This window comes from Streptomyces winkii, from assembly GCF_032248595.1.
In the GTDB taxonomy this organism is placed as follows: Bacteria; Actinomycetota; Actinomycetes; order Streptomycetales; family Streptomycetaceae; genus Streptomyces; species Streptomyces winkii.
The window spans coordinates 741,578-757,992 of the sequence record NZ_JASTTH010000004.1 but is presented as its reverse complement, the minus strand read 5'-3'; the positions used below and the strand labels follow the sequence as shown (position 1 = coordinate 757,992).

Annotated in this window: 14 protein-coding genes; 10 read left to right on the top strand and 4 right to left on the bottom strand. The window is 73.0% G+C overall.

Going from position 1 to position 16,415, the window contains the following annotated elements; all coding sequences use genetic code 11:
• Positions 1 to 57 precede the first annotated feature (57 nt).
• On the top strand, positions 58 to 1,245 hold the full coding sequence (locus QQM67_RS15420) for an SLC13 family permease (RefSeq protein WP_314174397.1): 1,188 nt from the start codon (positions 58 to 60) through the stop codon (positions 1,243 to 1,245).
• 105 nt (positions 1,246 to 1,350) lie between these two features.
• On the opposite strand, the gene QQM67_RS15415 is transcribed toward QQM67_RS15420, so the two are convergent.
• From QQM67_RS15415 to QQM67_RS15405, 3 genes are read right to left on the bottom strand one after another with little or no spacing between them, the layout of a single operon-like run.
• Complete coding sequence (locus tag QQM67_RS15415; protein WP_314174396.1) at positions 1,351 to 2,289, bottom strand: inositol monophosphatase family protein; 939 nt, start codon at positions 2,287 to 2,289, stop codon at positions 1,351 to 1,353.
• Complete coding sequence (locus QQM67_RS15410; RefSeq protein ID WP_314174395.1) at positions 2,270 to 2,974, bottom strand: hypothetical protein; 705 nt, start codon at positions 2,972 to 2,974, stop codon at positions 2,270 to 2,272. The genes QQM67_RS15415 and QQM67_RS15410 overlap by 20 nt, the downstream gene beginning before the upstream one ends.
• Entirely contained in the window at positions 2,971 to 3,921 is a 951-nt protein-coding gene (locus QQM67_RS15405; RefSeq protein WP_314174394.1) for a hypothetical protein, read from the bottom strand. The genes QQM67_RS15410 and QQM67_RS15405 overlap by 4 nt, the downstream gene beginning before the upstream one ends.
• A 176-nt stretch (positions 3,922 to 4,097) precedes the next feature.
• Here QQM67_RS15405 and QQM67_RS15400 point away from each other — a divergent pair, with 176 nt between their 5' ends.
• Complete coding sequence (locus tag QQM67_RS15400) at positions 4,098 to 5,189, top strand: methyltransferase domain-containing protein (RefSeq protein WP_314174393.1); 1,092 nt, start codon at positions 4,098 to 4,100, stop codon at positions 5,187 to 5,189.
• Positions 5,190 to 5,314: 125 nt separating this feature from the next.
• On the opposite strand, the gene QQM67_RS15395 is transcribed toward QQM67_RS15400, so the two are convergent.
• Positions 5,315 to 6,103: an SIR2 family NAD-dependent protein deacylase gene (locus QQM67_RS15395; protein WP_314174392.1), complete on the bottom strand. Its 789-nt coding sequence runs from the start codon at positions 6,101 to 6,103 to the stop codon at positions 5,315 to 5,317.
• Positions 6,104 to 6,457: 354 nt separating this feature from the next.
• On the opposite strand from QQM67_RS15395, the gene QQM67_RS15390 reads away from it, so the two are divergent.
• From QQM67_RS15390 to QQM67_RS15355, 8 genes are all read left to right on the top strand, one after another.
• The gene (locus tag QQM67_RS15390) at positions 6,458 to 7,516 is read left to right on the top strand and encodes a DUF2637 domain-containing protein (protein WP_314174391.1); all 1,059 of its coding nucleotides are present in this window, start codon (positions 6,458 to 6,460) and stop codon (positions 7,514 to 7,516) included.
• A 263-nt stretch (positions 7,517 to 7,779) separates the two neighbouring features.
• Positions 7,780 to 9,366, top strand: coding sequence for an ABC transporter substrate-binding protein (locus QQM67_RS15385; RefSeq protein WP_314174390.1), 1,587 nt, complete (start codon positions 7,780 to 7,782; stop codon positions 9,364 to 9,366).
• A complete protein-coding gene (locus tag QQM67_RS15380) occupies positions 9,363 to 10,316 on the top strand; it encodes an ABC transporter permease (protein ID WP_314174389.1) in 954 nt (317 codons plus the stop codon). Before QQM67_RS15385 ends, QQM67_RS15380 begins: the two co-directional genes overlap by 4 nt.
• Entirely contained in the window at positions 10,313 to 11,242 is a 930-nt protein-coding gene (locus QQM67_RS15375) for an ABC transporter permease subunit (protein WP_399066732.1), read from the top strand. The genes QQM67_RS15380 and QQM67_RS15375 overlap by 4 nt, the downstream gene beginning before the upstream one ends.
• Positions 11,239 to 12,399: an ABC transporter ATP-binding protein gene (locus QQM67_RS15370; RefSeq protein WP_314174388.1), complete on the top strand. Its 1,161-nt coding sequence runs from the start codon at positions 11,239 to 11,241 to the stop codon at positions 12,397 to 12,399. Before QQM67_RS15375 ends, QQM67_RS15370 begins: the two co-directional genes overlap by 4 nt.
• A complete protein-coding gene (locus QQM67_RS15365) occupies positions 12,396 to 13,490 on the top strand; it encodes an ABC transporter ATP-binding protein (RefSeq protein WP_314174387.1) in 1,095 nt (364 codons plus the stop codon). Before QQM67_RS15370 ends, QQM67_RS15365 begins: the two co-directional genes overlap by 4 nt.
• 107 nt (positions 13,491 to 13,597) lie before the next feature.
• The gene (locus QQM67_RS15360; protein ID WP_314174386.1) at positions 13,598 to 15,484 is read left to right on the top strand and encodes a gamma-glutamyltransferase family protein; all 1,887 of its coding nucleotides are present in this window, start codon (positions 13,598 to 13,600) and stop codon (positions 15,482 to 15,484) included.
• A gap of 107 nt (positions 15,485 to 15,591) precedes the next feature.
• Positions 15,592 to 16,410, top strand: a complete 819-nt coding sequence (locus QQM67_RS15355) for an inositol monophosphatase family protein (RefSeq protein WP_314174385.1) — start codon at positions 15,592 to 15,594, stop codon at positions 16,408 to 16,410.
• Positions 16,411 to 16,415: the final 5 nt, after the last annotated feature.

Here is a 16,415-nt window from a genome sequence, read left to right as displayed (position 1 = left end):
CTCGGCTACGACACGCAGCGACGCCCCCCTCACATCGCGTGTGCGATTCTGTCTGCCGTGCGAATCCTGAAGAGCGTGCATCCACTGGACTGGCTGGCCGGCGGACTACTGGTGTGCGGGGTCCTGCTGGTGGCGACGGGGCTGCTGCCGGCAAGGCCCGCGGGGGACGCGATGACGCGCATCGGGCCGCTGCTCGTCTTCCTCGCCACGGTCATCGTCCTGGCCGAACTCACCGGCAAGGCCCAGGTGTTCGACGCGGTCGCCTCCTGGGTCGCGCGCTCCGGGAAGGGCAGCTATCCGCTGCTGTTCGGGCTGTGCGTGCTCTTCGCCTCCGTCACCACCGTCACGCTCAACCTGGACACCACGGCCGTGCTGCTGACGCCCGTGATGCTGGCCCTCGCGACCCGGGTGGGCATCGCGGCCGTGCCGCTGGCGATGACGACGGTCTGGCTGTCGAACACCGCGAGCCTGCTGCTGCCCGTGTCCAACCTGACCAACCTGCTCGCGGCGGACCGCGTCGCGCTGTCGCCCGTCGAGATGGCCGCCACGATGTGGCTGCCGCAACTCGCCTCGATCGCGGTGACCATGGTCTGCCTGTGGGGCTTCTACTGGCGCCGCGGGCGGCGCGGCGCCGCGAGCTACATACCTCCGGAGCCGCTGCGGCCCGCCGACCCCGTGCTCTTCCGTGTGTGCGCGCTCGCGTGCGCGGGCTTCCTGGCGGCGATACTCGTCGCCGATGTGCCGCTGTGGTCGGCCTCGTTGACGTCGTCCCTCGTCGTCGTCGCGGCCTTCGCGCTCAGACGGAGAGCGGACCTGCGGCTGTCGCTCGTCCCGTGGCGGCTGCTGATGCTGGTCCCGGGGATGTTCCTCGTCGTGGAGACCGTCAACGCGCACGGACTGCACGATCTGCTCACCGCGGCCATCGGCTCCGACGGCGGGCTGGCGGGAATGCTCCGCTCGGCGGGCGTCGGCGCCGGCCTGTCCAACGTGCTCAACAACCTCCCCGTCTATCTCGCGGGTGAGGCGGCCGTACCGGTCGAGAACCAGCACCAGTTGCTCGCGCTGCTCATCGGCACCAACGTGGGCCCGCTCGTCACACCCTGGGCGTCGCTGGCGACGCTGCTGTGGTTCGAGCGCTGCCGCGGGCACGGCACGCGCATCCCCCTGACGCGCTTCGTGGGCACCGGATTCGTCCTGGCCGTGGCGGCGACGCTGGCCGCGACCGCCGGACTCGCCCTCGTCTGACGGCTGTTGAGCCCCCCCCGGTAGCTCTCCTGGCTCTCCTGGCCCTTCTGCCCTTACCGAGCCTCCGCCCCCGCTCCTCCGTCTCTTCCCGCCCGTCCGGTGCTCTCACTGCCGCGCGGGGCCGGCGGCCGGGGCCGCCGCGGACACGAGATCCACGAGATGGCCGAGCACCTCGCCCCGGGCCGCGACGAAGCTGCGGCCCGAGTCCGGCCCGTCGAAGCCCACGTGGAACTCGCCGCCGGTCAACGTACGGAATTCCACGCCCGCTTCGGCGGCCAGCAGCGCGCCCGCCGGAAAGTCGATGCCCTCGGCCCGGTAGCCGACGTAACCGTCGATGGTGCCGCTCGCCAGCATGCTCCACCCCAACAGCGGGGCCCACAACTGGAGTACGCGCCGGGAGTGCAGCTCCAGGGCTCCGCGCAGGCCCCGGGCGCGCGCGTCGCCGCGGCCCACCGCATGCCCCTGCGTCCACGCCAGTACGGGTCCCGGGCGCGGCAGCCGCCCGCACGGGCCGCCCAGCCGCGCGGTGCCGCACCAGGCCCCCTGCCCGAGTGCCGCGCGCCAGGTGCGCCCCGTCACCGGCTCGTGCACCGCGCCGACGACGGGCGAACCGTCCACACACAGCGCGATGCCCACGGCGTAGGCGGTGAGGCCGATCGCGACGTTGTTGCTGCCGTCCAGCGGGTCCACCAGCCACGTCCGGCTGCCGCCCGCGTCGAGGAGCCCGGCCTCCTCCGAGACGATCCGCTCGTGCGGGAAGTGCGTGCGCAGGCGGTCGAGGATGACCTTCTCCGCGGCCAGGTCCAGATCGGTGACGACGTCGCCTCCGTCGCCCTTGCTGCCCACGGTGTGCGCCTCGGCGAAGCGCGCACGCAGCAGCGCACCGGCCTCCTCGGCGGCTTCGACGGCCACCTTCTGCTCGTACGAGTACGTCCCGGCGTGCGACCCCGGCTCCGTCCCGCCCGTCCCCGGGTACGCTCCGCCCGTCCCCGCGTCCGCGGCTCCGCGCGAACTCGCGTGCCTGTCAGTCCCGTTGCCCGGCATGGACCCTCCTCAGCGCCGCCCGCACCGTCCTTCGGGTGTCTTCTGCCCCGCACAGCCGCCGCACAGTGCGGTGTCCGCCGCCGTGCAGGGGCCCGAGGAACAGGTCCGTGCGCCCCGGCAGCGTCCTGCCCAGCACGAGCGTGGCCGCCGGTTCGCCGTGCCGGACGACGGTCGAGTGGAACTCGCCCGCGGCCAGCGTGTACGTCTCGCCGCCGCCGCTGGTCTTCTCCGGGCCGGGCTCGCTGCGCACGAGCCGCCCCGTGGGCCGCAGTTCGTCGGTGCCGTCCGGCGCGCTGTGCACCTCGAAGACGCGGTGCGTGGGACCGGGCGCCGGCGCGGGCAACGTGTCGGCCACCCGCACGGGGACGTTGGAGACGTGCCCGTAGAGCACGTAGCTGAGCAGCTCCCAACTGTGGGCGTGGACGCCGGCGTTCGCCGGCCCGGCGGGGGTGTCCCCGTCGAAGAGGTGCACGCACACGCCGCGTTCGCCGTCGCGCACCACGGGCAGGCACAGAAAGCCCAGCGGATGCCGCACCGCGCGTAACCGCCGCTCTCCCGCGGCGATTTCACCGAGGACGTCCGCGACCGCCTCTCGCGGGCTCCACCGCGGGCCCCGCGACGCCGAGCCGCCGCCGCGCAGCGCGTCTTCGAGCTCGTCGTAGTCCATGGCGCGCGACAGGTTCACCTCCGGTACGGGTCCTCGGCGTGCAGTGCCTTGTCAATGATCTCGCCGACGTCGCCGTCGGTGAAGACGGCAGGGAGCGGAAGCCGCAGATCGTCGAAGACGGCGCGCACTTCGTCGACCGTCGGCTCCTCGCTCAGCGGCGGCAGACCGTGCAGATCGAGCCGCTCGGCCTGCTCTCTGCTCTGGTGCAGCTCGGTGACGTAGTAGTCGTAGAGCGGCTGGTCGCGTGCGACGAGGAGGTTCACGCGGTTGGGGTCGTCCTGGGTGATGACGAGGCAGGATTCGGACAGGTCGAAGCGCAGAGTCGGCACACCGGAGGAGAGATGCACGGTGATCTCCAGGGTGTCCAGGCGCTGCCGGTACCAGCAGGCGGCCAGCACCGTCGCGTACGACTCCTTGCGGGTACGGGTCGCCGTCCAGGCGTTGGCGGCGTCCACGTTGCGCTGCCGTGCGAAGGTCTGCCGGAAGCGCGCGTAGTCCGAACAGGTCTTCTCACTGCCGGGGTTGATGATGTCGATCTTGATGTTGAGCGGTGTCCGCAGCCGCGTGGCCCGCTCCACGCAGCGCGGCAGCGTCACCGCCCGCAGATAGGTGCCCGTGCCGCCCTTGAAGTACCAGAGGTTGGTCTCCTCCCGGGCCTTGCTCAGCGCCTCGGCGACCTCGCTGCCGGTCAGGGAGCGCACCATCGCCAGGTCCTCCAGGGCCCGGCGGGTGTCCGCGGAGACCTCCTGGATGTCGGACCTGCGGCGGACGCGCTCCGTCATCGAGCCCACGGCGAGCGCGCCGAGGACGAGGAGGGTCGCTCCGGAGGAGACGTCGTCGCTGACCACGTCCCCGAAGACGTCGAGGAAACCGATCGTCAGACCGAGCCCGACGGCGATGACGACGTCCAGATTCCGGATGATCCAGCTGACGCCCGACTCCAGGCGTCCCACACGCTGTGCCACGTAACCGCCCCTCCCCGTGATGACCAGCATCGTAGGAGCAGCGGCGATCGGCACGCCAGGCGGGCCGGGTCCGGCTCCCGTCCAACTCCGCGGTGTACCGCGGGATTTCACGGCGTACGGCATGCTGTGCGCGGTGGCGGGGCGGCGGGGGAGCCGTCCGGGCAGGAAGGAACCCGATGACCGACGCGACGCGGTCCGTGCTGGAAGGCGCCGAATCGGCCGCGCTGGCCGAGCAGTTCCACGGCGCGGACGGCCGCGCCGTACGTCCCTGCACGCCCGCCGACGTCACGCGGCGCCATCTGCGCATGCTGGACGTGCGCCCCGGCGCCAGAGTCCTCGACATCGGCGCCGGCTCCGGGCTCTCCGCGGCGCTCCTCGCCCGGCTCGCGGGCCCGGAGGGGCAGGTCACGGCCGTCGAGATCGATGCCGGTCTCGCGGGGCGCGCCGAGGGCCTCTACCGCGCGCACGGGCACCGGGTCGCCGTCGTCGTGGGCGACGGCCGCCTGGGGCATCCGCCCGGCGCCCCGTACGACCGCATACTCGCCGGGACCACGCCGCCGGCCGTGCCGGACGCCTGGCTGCGCCAACTCGCGCCCGGTGGCGTGCTGTTGAGCGGCGTACGCATCAGCGACCTGCCGTTCGGCTACGCGATCGCGCGCATCACCGTCGACGAGCGGCACCGCCCGCACGAGGTCGAAGTCCACCACGGCGGCTATATGCCCATGGCCGGCCCGGAGCGGCCGGACGACGTCACGCACGCGGCCGACCCCGAGCGGCCGGAGCGCTCCGTCACCCTTCTCGGCACGCACGATCCGCGGGTGGCGGACTCGTTCCTCACCGCGCTCACCGGTGCGCGTCACATCGAGCCGAGCCCTGCGATGGAGGGCGACTGGTACCACCTGAAGAACTGGCTCATGGCCGTCGAGCCGGACGGGCTGCTCGAAGCGACGCTGGACCGCGGCAACGGGATCGGCATCGGCGTGCGGGGCGCGGGCCATCCCCTGGCGGGCCATCCCATGAATGCCTCCCCGGACCCGGACTCGCCCCCGGAACGCGGCTCTTGGACCGTGGGAGACCGCAGCGCTCACGCCGCCCTCGTCACCGGCCTGCACCTCGTGGCCGATCACTCCGGCTCGCCCGCTCTCGCACGCCTCCGCGCACTGATCGACCGCTGGCGGGCGGACGGCGCCCCGCGCACGGACCGGCTGCGCGCGGAGCTGCGTCCCGACGGAGACGTGTGGCATGTGCGGATCACCGCCCGGGCGTGACGGCACCCCGCATCGCGTCCGTGTGACGTCGGCAACCAGCGTGCGGTGCCGGGCTGTTCCGATGTGCGCCCGATGTGCGCCCGCGCCCGGGGGGAGAACCGCCTCCCGGCACGCGGCGGCCGCCCTCAGCCCCTGTGCAGGCTCTCCAGCAGCGGCGGAAGCGCCTCGCCGATCGGTTCGCGGACGATCTCGTCCGCCATGCCGTCGTACGGCGTGGGCTCGGCGTTGACGATGACGAGCCGCGCGCCGTGGTCGACGGCGATCTCCGCGAGCGACGCCGCGGGCTGCACCTGGAGCGACGTGCCGACGGCCACGAAGACGTCGCACGCCTTGGCCACGCCCACCGCCTGCCCCAGGACGTCGGGATCGAGTGCCTGCCCGAACATCACCGTGCCCGATTTGAGGATGCCGCCGCAGTCCAGGCAGGCCGGGTCGTCCTCCCCGGCCTCGACTCGCCGCAGGGCCTCCGCCATCGTGCTGCCTGCCTCGCAGCGTGTGCACACCACGGTGCGCGAACTGCCGTGCAGCTCCAGCACCTTGCGGTCCGGCAGCCCGGCGAGCTGATGCAGCCCGTCCACGTTCTGCGTGATGACGCGCACCGGTCTGCCGGACTTCTCCAGCTGCGCGACGGCCTTGTGCGCGGCGTTCGGGCGGGCGTCCCACGTCGGGCTGGTGCGGCGCATCTGCCATGACTTGCGGCGGATGTCCGGATCGTTCATGTAGTAGTCGTACGTGACGAGCTTCTCCGCCTCCGGGTCGCGGCGCCAAAGCCCCTGCGGGCCGCGGTAGTCGGGGATGCCGGAGTCGGTGGAGATGCCCGCGCCGCTGAGGATCGCCACGAGGGGGCCGCGCGGGGAGTCCGCGGCGTGCGGTCCGTCCGGTGCGGGTGCGGAGGAGTCAGGGGAAGCGGCCATGCCCGCCAAGGGTAGTCATCGTCCGGACTCCGGCGGTCGCGGCGCAGCACCCGTCGCGATCGCCTCGGCCCAACCGCCGTCGGACCGAAGCCACTTGACCGGCACCGGACGTCTCGCCTCCTTCTCGCCCGCCACCGGGGAGCAGCTCGCCGAGTATCCGGTGGACGGCCCGGCCGAGGGCGGACGCCCGACTCCGCACCGTGGAACGGCCGTCGGTGTGCACTTGAGCTTGATCCACGTTAATGTTCCGGCTCCTGCACCGGGATGCCTCGCGGCTGACCGGGGGTGACAGGTCGGAGCAGGCTGAGCAGGCACGTCTGGCGACGGGCGGGCTCGCCCGGCAAGGGGCAAGGAATGGCAGAGACAGACATATCGCCGGGCGTGGTGGTGGCGGGCGCTGTACTGCTGACCGCCTCACTGGCGGCCGTCGTGCTGACAACACGAGGAAAGCAAGTGATCAAGCAGACGCGCGACAGCAGCACTTCGTCCGGCGACTCGTGGGAGCAGCTCGAACAGCGCCGCCGCCGCAAAGAGGCCGGTTACGCGTTGGCCGCGTATCTGCTGCTGTTCTGCTGTGCGGCGGTGGCCGCGGCGCTCTCCTTCCACGGTCTGGTCGGCTTCGGGCGGCAGAATCTGCGGCTGTCCGGCGGCTGGGAGTACCTGGTGCCGTTCGGTCTCGACGGCGCCGCCATGTTCTCCGCCGTCATGGCCGTGCGCGAGGCGAGCCACGGCGACGCGTCGCTCGGATCGCGGCTGCTGGTATGGGCGTTCGCCGGCGCCTCGGCCTGGTTCAACTGGGTGCACGCGCCGCGCGGCGGCGGGCACGCGGGCGCGCCGGAGTTCTTCGCCGGGATGTCGGTCTCCGCGGCGATCCTCTTCGACCGCGCGCTCAAGCAGACGCGGCGGGCAGCTCTTCGTGAACAGGGCCTGGTGCCGCGGCCGTTGCCGCAGATCCGGGTCGTACGGTGGCTCCGCGCTCCTCGGGAGACCTTCCGCGCCTGGTCGTTGATGCTGCTGGAGGGCGTACGGAGCCTCGACCAGGCGGTCGAGGAGGTACGGGACGAGCGCCGCCGGCAGGAGCAGGAACGACTGCACCGCCGGGAGCAGCACAGGCTGGAGCGTGTGAAGGCGAAGGCCCTGGGCGGTCAGCAGCCGTGGCGCGGCAGCCCCTGGCTCGGTCGCGGTCTCGGCGGTGCGGCAGCCGCCCCGGCACCCGCGGAGGTCCCGGCCGGTCCCACGGTCCAGGCCCCGCAACTGCCCGCGCCCCAGCCGCAACCGCAACCGCACAACGCCGCCCCGAGTACGCGCGCGGACGCGTCCGCGGGTGCCCGGAGCGAGGAGGACGGCCCGACAGGACCGCGGCTCGACTCGCTGGAGGAGAAACTCGCCAAGATCGAGCGGCAGTTCGGCTGAGACGACGCGGCCACGGGGCCGCGGGCCACCGGCTCGCGGCCCTCGTCGCACACCGTCCCGCCATCGGCGGAGCGGCGAACGACCACCCTGACCAAGTCGCTCGGGCAGGGGGCTAGTCAAGAAGACTGTATACGACATACAGTCGCCCGCATCTGTCGATACCGCTTCAGAGGTGGGCAGCCTTGCTCCCCCACGCTTCGCCTTCCTGGCTCCGTCAGGGGGAGTTCCCCCGGCGCGCACCGGTTCGCTCACGCGCCGCGGCCGTGGCGGCCGTTCTCGCTCTCGGTCTGACGGGCTGTGCGTCCCTCACGACGTCCGCGACCGAGATCGGCGGCGTACGGATGGCGGACGACAGACCGGTGCGCGACGGCGGCACCCTCACCGTGGCGTTCAAGTCCGACCCCGACAAGCTCGATCCGAGCCTCGGCAGCACCCTCGTGGGCCGCAGCGTCTTCGCCGCGATGTGCCAGAAGCTGTACGACACCGACGCGGACAACCGCATACGGCCCCAACTGGCGTCCGGCATGCCGGAGGTGAGCGACGGGGGCCGCAAGGTCGTGATCCGGATACGTGGCGGCGCACGCTTCAGTGACGGCACGCCGCTCGACGCGAAGGCCGTCGAGACGTCCCTGCGCCGCCACCGTGACCTGCCCGAGTCGGCACGCGCCAGCGAACTCGAACCCGTGGAGAAGGTCGAGGCCGTCGGCGACGACAAGGTCGAACTCCGCCTGAAGGAGCCGTACGAACCGCTGCTGGGCGCGCTCGCCGACCGCTCCGGCATGGTGATGTCGCCTCGTGCGCTGAAGAAGTACGGCAAGGACTTCGCCACCCACCCGTCCTGCGTCGGGCCGTTCCGCTTCAAGGAGCGCGTGACGGGCGACCGGATCGTGCTGGAGAAGGACCCCAACTACTACGCCGCCTCCCGCGTCCACCTGCGCAGGATCGTCTACCGCACGATCATCGACGGGAACGTGCGGCTGGCCAACCTCCGCTCTGGCGACGCCCAGATCAGCGACCAGACCGCACCACTCGAAGTGCAGAGCGCGCTGACCGACGACACCCTCCAGCTCTTCAACTCCCCGACGCTCGGCTACCAGGGCCTGACCGTCAACATCGGCAACGCCCACGGCCTGGGCAAGAAGCCGGGCAAGGTCGACGGGGCGCTGGCGCGCGACAAGCGCATACGGGAGGCGTTCGCGCTCTCGCTCGACCGCCGGCTCATCAACAAGATCGTCTTCCAGGGCATGTACGACACGGCCTGCGGCCCCGTCGCCCCGTCCAGCGAGCTCGGCACCAAGGCCCGCTGCCCCGGCCGCGACCTGGCCGGGGCACGACGGCTGCTGCGCGAGGCGGGGGAGAAGGGCCGGGTCCCCGTCGAACTGACCATCTCCAACACGGTGGAGGACATGCGGCTCGGGCAGGTCGTCCAGGCGATGGCCAAGGACGCCGGATTCCAGGTGAAGCTGCGGCCCACGGAGTTCACCACGCTCCTCGAACACGCCGACAAGGGCGACTTCGAAGCCGTGTCCGTCGGCTGGTCCGGGCGGCTCGACCCCGCGGGCAACGTCGACGCGTTCGCCGGCACGCTCGGCTCTGAGAACCGCTCGGGGATCTCCGACGAGCGCATCGACTCCCTCATCGCGGACGGCCGCCGAACCGCCGACCCCGGCGAGCGCCGCGACATCTACCGCGACGTCACCCGCGCCATCAACGACCAGTACGCCCTCATCTACCTCTACCGGCAGCGCAATTACGTCGTCGCGACCGACGACGTCGCGGGCCTGCGTGTCTACGGGGACGGGCTGATCCGCGTCGAGAACGCCGGCTACGCGGAGGGAAGGAGCCGATGACCCGCTACGTCCTGCGCCGCCTGGGACAGTCGGCGGTCACGCTCGTCCTCGTCAGCATCGTCGTCTTCCTCGGCGTACGGGCCATGCCCGGCGACACGGCGCGCGCCCTGGCCGGTGAGGAGACCACGCCCGAGGCGCTCGCGGCGATCCGCCGCCAGTACGGGCTCGACCAGAACATCGCCGTGCAGTACGGCCGTTACGTGGAGCACGCCGTCACCGGCGACCTGGGCACCTCGGCCCGCACAGGGCTGCCCGTCCTCGACGGCATCTTCGACGCGCTGCCCGTCACGCTCGAACTCGCCCTGCTCTCCCTGCTGCTGGCCGTCGTGCTCGGCATCGGCGCGGGCGTCGTCGCGGCCGTGCGGCGCGGCAGGCCCGCCGAGTGGGTGGCCAACACCGTGGCGCTGCTGGGGCTTTCGGTGCCGAACTTCTGGCTCGGCATCGTGCTCATCCTCGGATTCGCCATCGCCGTACCGCTGTTCGCCGCGTCCGGCTACGTGCCGTTCGGCAACGATCCGCTGGAGAACCTGCGGCGCATGGTCCTGCCCGTCGTCGTCCTCGGCAGCGGCCTCGCCGCGATCGTGATGCGGCAGACCAGAGCGGCGATGCTGGAGTCCCTGTCGGCCGACTACGTGCGCACCGCGCGCGCCAAGGGCCTCGCGCCGCACCAGGTGGTCGGCGGTCACGCGCTGCGCAACTCCCTCGTCACAGTCGTCACCGTCCTCGGCCTCCAGCTGGGCCATCTCATCTCCGGTGCGGTGGTGACGGAGCAGATCTTCGTCCTGCCCGGATTCGGCAAGCTGATGATCGACGCGGTCTTCACGCGCGACTACGCGATGGTGCAGGGCGTCGTGCTCTTCACCGCGTCCGGCTACATCCTCGTCAATCTGGCCGTGGACCTGCTCTACTCCGTCATCGATCCGCGCATCAGGCTGGGAGGCGCCCAGTGACCACCGACAGCACGGTCACCACGGCCGGCGGCAGCGCGGACGCGTCCGGAGCGCGCGAGGCCACGCCCGGATCCGGTGCCGCACCGGCACGGCCGAGCGGCCTGCTGCGCCAACTGCGCCGCAACAAACTGGCGTTCAGCGGCGCGGTCATCGCCGCCGTCTTCGTCGTCACCGCCCTGGCCGCCCCGCTCATCGCGCCGTACGACCCGGCGCGCGCCGACTTCGGCTCCGCGCTCGCCGCGCCGGGCCTCGACCACTGGCTCGGCACCGACGACCTCGGCCGCGATCAGCTCTCCCGCGTCATCCACGGAGCCCGCGCCTCCATGCAGGTGGGGGTGCTGGCGGTGGCGCTGGCCTTCGCGGCGGGCGTGCCGCTCGGGCTCGTCGCCGGATACTTCGGCCGGTTCGCGGACTCGCTGGTCTCGCGCGTCACCGACACGCTGCTCGCCTTCCCCTTCCTGGTGCTGGCCGTCGGCCTGGCGGCCGTGCTGGGGCCCTCGCTGCTGAACGCGACGATCGCGATCGGCGTCTCCCTCGTCCCGCAGGTCATACGCGTCATGCGCGCCGAGACGCTGCGCCTGAAGCACCTCGACTACATCGGGGCGAGCATCGCCTGCGGCGGCGGCGACGGCACCGTGCTGGCCCGGCACATCCTCCCCAACGCCGCCTCGGCGCTCCTCGTGCAGGCCACCGTCGGCGTCCCCACCGCCATCATCGGCGAGGCGCTGCTCAGCTTCCTCGGTCTCGGCGTGCAGCCGCCCGAACCCTCGCTCGGCGTGATGCTCTCCAGCGCCCAGCCCTACATCGCCGCGGCGCCGTGGATGGCGGTCTTCCCCGGGCTCGCGATCGTCGCCGCGACGCTCGCCTTCAACCTCTTCGGCGACGGGCTGCGCGACGTGCTCGACCCGAGGGGGGTGACCCGGTGAACCGGACCACCGCCGGCGAAGCGGCCCCCGGCGCCGGGGCGCCCGTGCTGCGCGTACGCGATCTCACGGTCACCTTCCACGCGGAGGAGGGCGACGTGCACGCCGTCGACGGCGTCGGCTTCGACGTCGCACCGGGTGAAGTGCTCGGCGTGGTGGGCGAGTCGGGGTGCGGTAAGTCCGTCACGTCGCTGGCCGTGATGGGACTGCTGCCGGGAACGGCGAGCGTACGAGGCTCCGTCGAGCTGCGCGGACGTGAACTCGTCGGCGCGGACGAGAAGTCGCTGCGCGGCGTGCGCGGCAGCGAGATGTCCATGATCTTCCAGGAGCCGATGACGTCGCTCAACCCGGTGCTGAGCGTCGGGCGCCAGATCGGCGAGGTGCTCCGCCGCCACCAGGGGCTGGACCGGCGCCAGGCGAAGCAACGCGCCGTGGAACTCCTGGAGTTGGTGGGCATCCCCGCGCCGGGGCGGCGCATCCACGAGTACCCGCACCAGCTCTCCGGGGGCATGCGGCAGCGCGTCATGATCGCCATAGCCGTAGCGTGCGACCCGGCGGTGCTCATCGCGGACGAGCCGACCACCGCGCTCGACGTGACCGTCCAGGCGGGCATCCTCGACGTACTGACGTCGCTGCGGGAACGGCTCGGCACGGCCATCGTGCTGATCACCCACGACCTCGGCGTCGTCGCCCACACCGCCGACCGCGTGCTCGTGATGTACGCGGGCCGTGCCGTCGAACACGCCCGCGCCGACGACCTGTTCGCACATCCGCGGCACCCCTACAGCCGCGGCCTGCTCGACGCGGTGCCCCGCCCGGGGGCGTGGTCCGCCGACTCTGCCGACTCCGCCGACGCCCGCGACCCTGCCGATCCGGCGGCGTCGACGGACTCCGCGGACTCCGGGCCCTCGCCCGCCCGGCGGGCGCGACTGCGGGAGATTCCGGGCATCGTCCCCGGACTCTTCCGGCAGCCCGACGAGTGCACGTTCGCGCCGCGCTGCTCCCGCGCCGACGAGCAGTGCACCGCCGAACGGCCCGTGCTCGGCACGCCAGGCGAGACGGCCGGCGAACAGGCGGGCCCCGGACACACGGTGGCCTGCTGGCACCCGCTGGGCGACGCGGGCGAACCGGCCGGCTCCCGGGGAAAGGCAGCACCATGACGGTCCCACCAGCCGCGGCCGGGAAGACCCGGGACGCGGACGCCTCCTCATCTGCCCCCGCCCTCGAAGTGCGCGATCTGGTACGGCACTTCGCCGCGCACCGCGGACGCGGCACCGTACGCGCCGTCGACGGCGTGTCCCTCACCGTCGGACGCGGCGAAGTCGTGGGCCTCGTGGGGGAGTCCGGCTCGGGCAAGTCGACTGTCGGGCAGTGCGTCGTACGCCTCGACACACCGACCGCCGGCACGATCCGCATCGGCGGCACCGACGTCACGCGGCTCTCCCGGCGCCGGCTCCGGCCGCTGCGCAAGCACTTCAACATCGTCTACCAGGACCCCTCGGCGTCCCTCGATCCGCGGATGCGCGTCGCCCGCATCGTCGGCGAACCGCTCGTCCTGCACGGGGTCGCGAGCGGCACCGCCCTCCGCGACCGGACCGAGGAGCTGCTGCGCCAGGTGGGGCTGCCGCCCGGCACGGCGGAGCGCCGCCCGCACGAGCTGTCCGGCGGCCAGCGGCAGCGCGTCTCCATCGCGCGCGCCCTCGCCGTCGACCCGATGCTGCTCGTCGCGGACGAGCCGACCTCGGCCCTGGACGTCTCCGTGCAGGCGTCCGTGCTGAACCTCCTGGCCGACCTCCAGCGCGACCGCGGCTTCGGCTGCCTCTTCATCACCCACGACCTGGCCGCCGTGGAGTTCCTCGCCGACCGCATCGCCGTGATGTACCTCGGCGAGATCGTCGAAACCGCCCCGGCCGCCGCCCTGTTCGCGGAGCCCAAGCACCCGTACACGCAGGCGCTGCTCTCCGCCGTGCCGGTGCCCGATCCGCCCGTACAGCGCGCGCGGCAGCGGATCGTGCTCCAGAGCGATCTGACCGGTCCCGTCTTCCCCGGAGCCGGGGGCGCGTCGCAGACTGTGGACCAGTGCCGTTTCCACACCCGCTGCCCCCTCGCGGTCGAACGCTGCCGTACGGAGGCACCCGAGCACCGCACGCTGCCCGGCCCGGACGGCAACGGGCGCATGGTGGCCTGCCACCTCGTCTCGGACGACGGGACGGCGCCGGACGCGGCGGCGCCCGCCCACGCCCGCCCGTGACCACTCCGATGCGACCCGCGATCCCGTCACCCCATAACCCCCCGCACCCGCAGCGAACCCCGTAACCCGGACCCCCGGGACCCCGACGAAGCAGGAGCCGCACCGCCGTGTTCACCACCCGCCCCACCCTGCAAGGCACCTTCGGCATGGCCTCCTCCACCCACTGGCTGGCCTCCCAGACGGCGATGGCCGTACTGGAGGACGGGGGCAACGCCTACGACGCCGCCGTCGCCGCCGGCTTCGTGCTGCACGTCGTCGAACCCCATCTGAACGGTCCCGCCGGCGAGGTGCCCATCATGATCGCGCCGGCCGGAGGGCCGGTGCAGGTGCTGTGCGGGCAGGGCGTCGCGCCGGGCGGCGCGAGCGTGGAGCACTACACCTCCCTCGGGCTCGAACTCGTCCCCGGCACCGGCCCGCTGGCCGCCGCCGTACCGGGCGCGTTCGACGCCTGGATGACGCTGCTGCGCGACCACGGCACCCTGTCCCTGGAGCGAATACTCGGCTACGCCATCGGCTACGCCGAGCGCGGCCACCCCGCCGTCGAACGCGTCGGGGAGACGGTCGAGACCGTGCGGGAGCTCTTCGAGACGGAATGGACCACATCCGCCGCTCTCTACCTCGACGGCGGACGCCCGCCGGCCCCCGGAGCGCTGCTGAAGAACCCGGCGCTGGCCGCGACGTGGCGGCGCCTGCTCGCCGAAGCGGCGGCCGCCGGCCCGGGCCGCGAGCAGCGCATCGAGGCCGCCCGGCGCGTCTGGCGCGAGGGATTCATCGCCGACGCACTGCTCGCCGCCTCGGCCCGCCCCACCATGGACACCTCGGGCGAGCGCCACACCGGCACCCTCACCGGGGACGACCTCGCCGGCTGGGAGGCCACGTACGAGGACCCCGTCACCTACGACTGGAACGGCTGGACGGTCTGCAAGGCCGGCCCGTGGTCCCAGGGCCCCGCCCTGCTCCAGCAGCTCGCGCTCCTGCCCGCCGAAGTGACGGCGGCGGACGTGCACTTCGGCGTCGCTACAGGCACCGCCGGCACAGCCTCCGCCTCGGACCCCGGCGGCTCCGCGTCCGATGACGCCTCGGCCTTCGTCCACCGCCTCATCGAGGGCACCAAGCTCGCCATGGCCGACCGCGAGGCGTGGTACGGCGACGCCGAGGGCCCGGCCGCCGTCCCCGTCGGGGCGCTGCTCTCCGCCGAGTACAACGACGAGCGGCGCGCGCTCATCGGCGAGAGCGCCTCCCGCGAACTGCGCCCCGGCAGCCCGAAGGGCCGCGAGCCGCGCCTGTCCGCGCACGCCTCCGCCGTCGCGAACGGCGAGGCCACCTCGTTCGACCCCCTTGCCGTCTCCGCGGGCGCCGGTGAGCCCACCGTCGCCCGCACCGGCGCCACCAGCGGAGACACCTGCCACATCGACGTCGTCGACCGCTGGGGCAACATGATCAGCGCCACCCCCAGCGGGGGCTGGCTGCACTCCAACCCCGTCGTCCCCGAACTCGGCTTCCCGCTCGGCACCCGGCTCCAGATGACCTGGCTGGAGCCCGGCCTGCCCAACTCCCTGACGCCGGGCCGCCGTCCGCGCACCACCCTCACCCCGTCGCTGGCGCTGCGCGACGGGCAGCCGGTCCTCGCGTTCGGCACTCCGGGCGGCGACCAGCAGGACCAGTGGCAGCTGCACTTCTTCCTCGCCGCGGCGCTGCGCCCGTACGTACGCGGCGGACTCGACCTGCAAGGTGCCGTCGACGCTCCCAACTGGCACACCGACAGCTTCCCCGGCTCCTTCTACCCGCGCGCCATGCGCCCGGGCAGCGTCACCGTCGAGTCCCGGGCGCCGCACGCGGTGACGGACGGGCTGCGGCGGCGCGGCCACGACGTCGAGGTGGGCCCGGCCTGGTCCGAGGGGCGGCTGTGCGCCGTCGCACGCGACCCGGAGACCGGTGTGCTCAGCGCCGCCGCCAACCCGCGCGGTATGCAGGGCTACGCGGTGGGCCGGTGACGCCGGTCGTCAGCGCACCCTCGGGAGCCAGGTGTGAGCCAGGGGGAGGCAGAGTGCGGCAGGAAGAGGGGGCAGCGCCGGCCGGTGCTCCGTGCTTTCATGGGCGCATGATCGACGATGAGCTGGTCACAGCGGTCGAGGGCGTCGTGCGCAGGGCCGTCGCTCAGGAGGTGACGCCGCGGTGGCGCCAGCTCTCCGACGACGAGGTGGTGCAGAAGAGCGGCCCGCACGACCTCGTCACCGTCGCCGATCAGCGCGCGGAGGAGCAGTTGAGCCGGGAGCTGGCCGCCCTGCTGCCGGGCTCCGTCGTCGTCGGCGAGGAGGCGGTGCACGCGATGCCCGCCACATACGAGGCGCTGCACGGCGACGCACCGGTGTGGATCGTCGACCCGATCGACGGCACACGGCAGTTCGTCCGGGGCCACGAGGGGTTCTGCACGCTCGTCGCCCTGGCCCGCTACGGCGAGCTGCTCGCCTCGTGGACGTACGCGCCGGTGCCCGGCGAGATGGCGGTCGCCCGGCACCGCGGCGGCGCCCTGCTCAACGGGGAGGTGCTGCGCGCCGGTTCGCCCGAGGAGGGCAAGGTCCTCGAAGTGGCCACCTCCCACCCGGACTTCACCACGGACGCGCAGAAGCACTCGCTCCTCGGGCTGCGCACGGAGGGCGTCGCACCCCGCCCGTGCGGCTCCGCCGGGCTGGAGTATCTGTCCGTGGCGCGCGGCCGCGTCGACGCCGTCGCCTTCAGCTGGGAGGCCGCGTGGGACCACGCCGCGGGCCTGCTTCTGGTGGCCGAGGCGGGCGGCGAGAGCCGCACCGTCGCCGGTGAGCCCTTCCGCCTCGCGGGCGGCAACGCGCTGCCGTTCACCGCGGCGCGGGACGCCGGTACGGCCCGGCGTATGGTGGGCCTGCTGCGCGCCGGACGTTGACCAGG

What these genes read in the sequence shown, in the direction of transcription:
- QQM67_RS15415 (WP_314174396.1), bottom strand. Translation starts at nt 2,289, where the DNA reads ATGCCGGGCAACGGGACTGACAGGCACGCGAGTTCGCGCGGAGCCGCG.
- QQM67_RS15380 (WP_314174389.1), top strand. Translation starts at nt 9,363, where the DNA reads ATGACCCGCTACGTCCTGCGCCGCCTGGGACAGTCGGCGGTCACGCTC.
- QQM67_RS15400 (WP_314174393.1), top strand. Translation starts at nt 4,098, where the DNA reads ATGACCGACGCGACGCGGTCCGTGCTGGAAGGCGCCGAATCGGCCGCG.
- QQM67_RS15355 (WP_314174385.1), top strand. Translation starts at nt 15,592, where the DNA reads ATGATCGACGATGAGCTGGTCACAGCGGTCGAGGGCGTCGTGCGCAGG.
- QQM67_RS15395 (WP_314174392.1), bottom strand. Translation starts at nt 6,103, where the DNA reads ATGGCCGCTTCCCCTGACTCCTCCGCACCCGCACCGGACGGACCGCAC.
- QQM67_RS15365 (WP_314174387.1), top strand. Translation starts at nt 12,396, where the DNA reads ATGACGGTCCCACCAGCCGCGGCCGGGAAGACCCGGGACGCGGACGCC.
- QQM67_RS15390 (WP_314174391.1), top strand. Translation starts at nt 6,458, where the DNA reads ATGGCAGAGACAGACATATCGCCGGGCGTGGTGGTGGCGGGCGCTGTA.